The 3,584-nt window shown below is 38.1% G+C and carries 5 protein-coding genes; all 5 read right to left on the reverse strand.

What is annotated here, in order from left to right; all coding sequences use genetic code 11:
• A partial coding sequence (gene pgk, locus QZ055_RS08640; protein WP_295826221.1) for a phosphoglycerate kinase occupies nt 1-362 on the reverse strand: 362 nt, incomplete at its 3' end.
• Between the two features lie 14 nt (nt 363-376).
• The gene (gene gap, locus QZ055_RS08645; protein WP_005376357.1) at nt 377-1,387 is read right to left on the reverse strand and encodes a type I glyceraldehyde-3-phosphate dehydrogenase; all 1,011 of its coding nucleotides are present in this window, start codon (nt 1,385-1,387) and stop codon (nt 377-379) included.
• Nucleotides 1,388-1,445: 58 nt separating this feature from the next.
• Nucleotides 1,446-2,471 (reverse strand): sugar-binding transcriptional regulator, encoded by a 1,026-nt coding sequence (locus QZ055_RS08650; RefSeq protein WP_295826229.1) that lies wholly within the window; start codon nt 2,469-2,471, stop codon nt 1,446-1,448.
• Nucleotides 2,472-2,639: 168 nt separating this feature from the next.
• Entirely contained in the window at nt 2,640-3,089 is a 450-nt protein-coding gene (locus tag QZ055_RS08655) for a zinc ribbon domain-containing protein (RefSeq protein ID WP_295826231.1), read from the reverse strand.
• 28 nt (nt 3,090-3,117) lie between these two features.
• Nucleotides 3,118-3,584: uracil phosphoribosyltransferase (upp, locus tag QZ055_RS08660; protein ID WP_295826234.1), on the reverse strand; the 467-nt coding region annotated here is incomplete at its 5' end.

The raw sequence follows: 3,584 nt of genomic DNA on the forward strand, positions 1-3,584 counted from the left end.
TCATTGTGGTAACGCAAGTTTTCAAGCATCAATACATCGCCAGGTTGTAATGCTTTTACAGCTTCTTCAACCTTAGGGCCAATGCAGTCATCTACGAATGCTACTGGCTTGTTGATAAGCTCAGATAAATGTTTTGCACATGGTGCCAAAGACATTTCCGGTTTGCGTTCCCCTTTTGGACGACCAAAGTGAGAAGCAAGAATAACCTTTGCCCCTTTTTCAATTAAATAATTGATAGTAGGTAATGCACTACGAATACGAGTGTCATCAGTGATGACACCGTCTTTCATAGGAACATTAAAATCAACACGAACAAATACTGTTTTGTTGTCTACTTGTAAACCATCGATTGTTAGTTTCATCAAAGCCTCCCGGATTATAAGCCTTTGCTTGCTACGAATGCTGCCATATCGATAAGACGTTCGGAGTAACCCCATTCGTTATCATACCAAGAAACAACTTTTACCATGTTGCCATCCATAACCATGGTTAAATCAGCATCAACAATGGAGCTGCGAGGATCAGAGCTGAAATCACAGGATACCAATGGTACATCGGATACACCAAGAATACCTTTTAATTCGCCAGCTGCTGCTTTGCGGAATGCTTCATTGATTTCTTCTTTAGTAGCTGGTTTTTCAAGTTCGCAAACAAGATCTGTAGCAGATACATCTGGAGTAGGAACGCGCAATGCGAAACCGTCTAATTTACCTTTTAATTGAGGCAATACTTTTGCAACCGCTTTTGCTGCACCAGTTGTTGTAGGAATGATAGACATTGCTGCTGCACGAGCACGACGAGGGTCTTTATGACGTGCATCAAGAATTTTTTGGTCATTTGTATAGGAATGAATTGTAGTCATCATACCGCGTTTGATACCGAATTCATCGCATAAAACTTTAGCAAATGGAGCCAAGCAGTTTGTTGTACAAGATGCATTAGAGATAATGTGATGTTTTGCAGGATCATACATATCTTGGTTAACGCCCATAACCATAGTTAAGTCTTCGTTTTTACCAGGTGCAGAAATCAATACTTTTTTTACAGTAGGTTGATTCAAATGAACTTTTGCTTCTTCTGCGTCACGGTATTTACCAGTACATTCCATAACGATTTCAACGCCTTCTTCAGACCAAGGCAATTTAGAAGCATCGCGGTCATGGAATACGCGGATTTTTTTACCGTCAACGTAGATATTTTCATCATCAAATGTTACTTCATTAGGGATTGTGCCATGAACAGAGTCATATTTTAACAATAATGCAGTACCTTCATTATCGCCAGTAGCATTGATTGCTACAACCTCTACGTCAGGATTATTAATCGCTGCACGTACTACACATTTACCAATACGACCAAAACCGTTAATACCAACTTTTACTGCCATTGTTAGATCCTCCTAATAACAAAAATATTCTAACAAAATATTTAACTACTAACTTCATTTATAATGCTGAAATTTGTAACAATTGACGCATACCTTCTGCAGCTTGCTCATCGATGATTAGTATGCCTTTTTGACAAGCTCTCATAACACCAATAATGGCACTCGATTTATCTTGTCCACCAGCCACAGCAATCACATTGGGAATTTTTGCAACATCAGGAAGTGATAAACCAATATTATTAGTGGAATAAATCAACTTACCATTTATATCGCAATATTGACCAAGAGCTTCGCCAACAGCATGATTATCTACTAACTGCTTACGCACATCATCAGCTATATGGCGTTGATCCGCCATTCTCATAGCTGTACCAATACCAAACAAGAGTACGTCAGTCCTACTAATAAGATCACCAATTTCCTTGATTTGAGGTTCGCAAGTGATGAGCATATGCAATGAGTCTTGTGAAAGTCCATCAGGCAAATGGAGCATTTTATAGGTACCGCGAAGCCGTTCAGCAAGCACCGAAGCAATTACGTTAGCTTGATATTCTACAACCTCACCAACGCCACCACGGGCCGGTACAACAATAGGATTAAATGGTAATACAGGCATTTCCTCAGCTACTGCAGCCATTGTACTACCACCACTGATGGCAACTACAGAGTTCGGTTCTAATAATTCCTGTAATAACTTTGCTGCTGCAAAGCCTAGTTTTTTTACCATCAACGTTCCTTCTGTAGGAGTGATGATAACCCTATCGATATGAAGTGCTTCAGTCAATCGATGTTCTAGCTCGTTAATACGATCTAATTCATTTAAAAAATTTCGCAACTTTGGAACAATTGCATGTCCCTCATCAGTGAGAAAAATCCCTGGTTTATAAATGTCTACTAGACCATTAGCACGCATTAGCTCAATATGACTTCGTACGGTTCGCTCTGGAAGATCCGTTGCAGTAGCTAATGTTCTACGGCCTATAGGCTCTTCATAAACTAGGTGGTTTAATATTTTGTATCGCTCCTTTAATACACTAACGATTTCAGGAACAATACGTTCACATATCATTAGAAACTCGTTCATCGGGTCCCTCCTTTACCCGTTGGGATTGTATGAATCGTTTTTCGTCCCATGTGAACAAAATTCGTCCCACCTAAAATAAAAAAATACCTTTACACATTTATTTTATACCCTATGTGAATTTTATTCAAGCAAAAAAACGCCCAACTAGGGCGTTTTCTAGATAAATTATTATTTAGACTGATTAGTATAGTCTTCAAAAGGTTTTAATTCCATTGGAGTTATTTCATATTCTCCATTGCTCTCATCAGTGTTGTGTTTAGATGAAAATTCTGATAAATCAGATTGACAGTATCGACACTTAATAGCTTCATTACGAATAAATTCCCCACAATATGGGCATTTCTTAAGATTATTATCTCTAACCTTAACACTATCATTATCCTTAAGTGAAAAAGCATGAACTAAAGCAACAATCCACAATAAATTACTATAAATCAGCCACAAGAAGAAGGAACGTCCTTTTTTATTTGCAATAATTGCTGGTATTAAAAATAAAGCAGCAATCACTGGAATCATTGACATAGGTTTTGTCCATATTGGATCATAGACAAAATCCATGTAACCATCAACAACTATACAAGAAATAATAAATCCCAATATACATTTTATAATGATCATTTTAATACTCCCCCCTACAAAATTCCCCTTATTTTGTACCGAAGATACGGTCACCAGCATCGCCTAAACCAGGCAAGATGTAACCATGATCATTAAGTTTTTCATCAAGGGCCGCTACATAAATAGGAACATCGGGATGTTCTTTATTCACTGCTTCCACACCTTCAGGAGCCGCAACAAGACACATTAACTTAATATTTTTAGCGCCTTTTTCCTTTAACAATGTAATAGCAGCTGCTGCACTACCACCAGTAGCTAACATTGGATCTGTTACTATAAAGTCGCGTTCGCCTACATCAGAAGGTAACTTGCAGTAGTATTCTACAGGTTTCAATGTTTCTGGATCACGGTATAAGCCAATATGACCAACCTTTGCAGTTGGAATCAAGTTAAGCATACCATTGACCATACCTAGGCCAGCACGAAGAATTGGGATAATACCCAATTTTTTACCTGCAATACGTTTGCCAGTCATTTTAGTTAAAGGTGTTTGAA

Source organism: uncultured Veillonella sp., assembly GCF_905209685.1.
Taxonomy (GTDB): Bacteria; Bacillota; Negativicutes; order Veillonellales; family Veillonellaceae; genus Veillonella.

Excerpts from the sequence above, each read along its gene's own strand:
- gap (WP_005376357.1), bottom strand. The coding sequence starts at position 1,387 with ATGGCAGTAAAAGTTGGTATTAACGGTTTTGGTCGTATTGGTAAATGT.
- QZ055_RS08650 (WP_295826229.1), bottom strand. The coding sequence starts at position 2,471 with ATGAACGAGTTTCTAATGATATGTGAACGTATTGTTCCTGAAATCGTT.
- QZ055_RS08655 (WP_295826231.1), bottom strand. The coding sequence starts at position 3,089 with ATGATCATTATAAAATGTATATTGGGATTTATTATTTCTTGTATAGTT.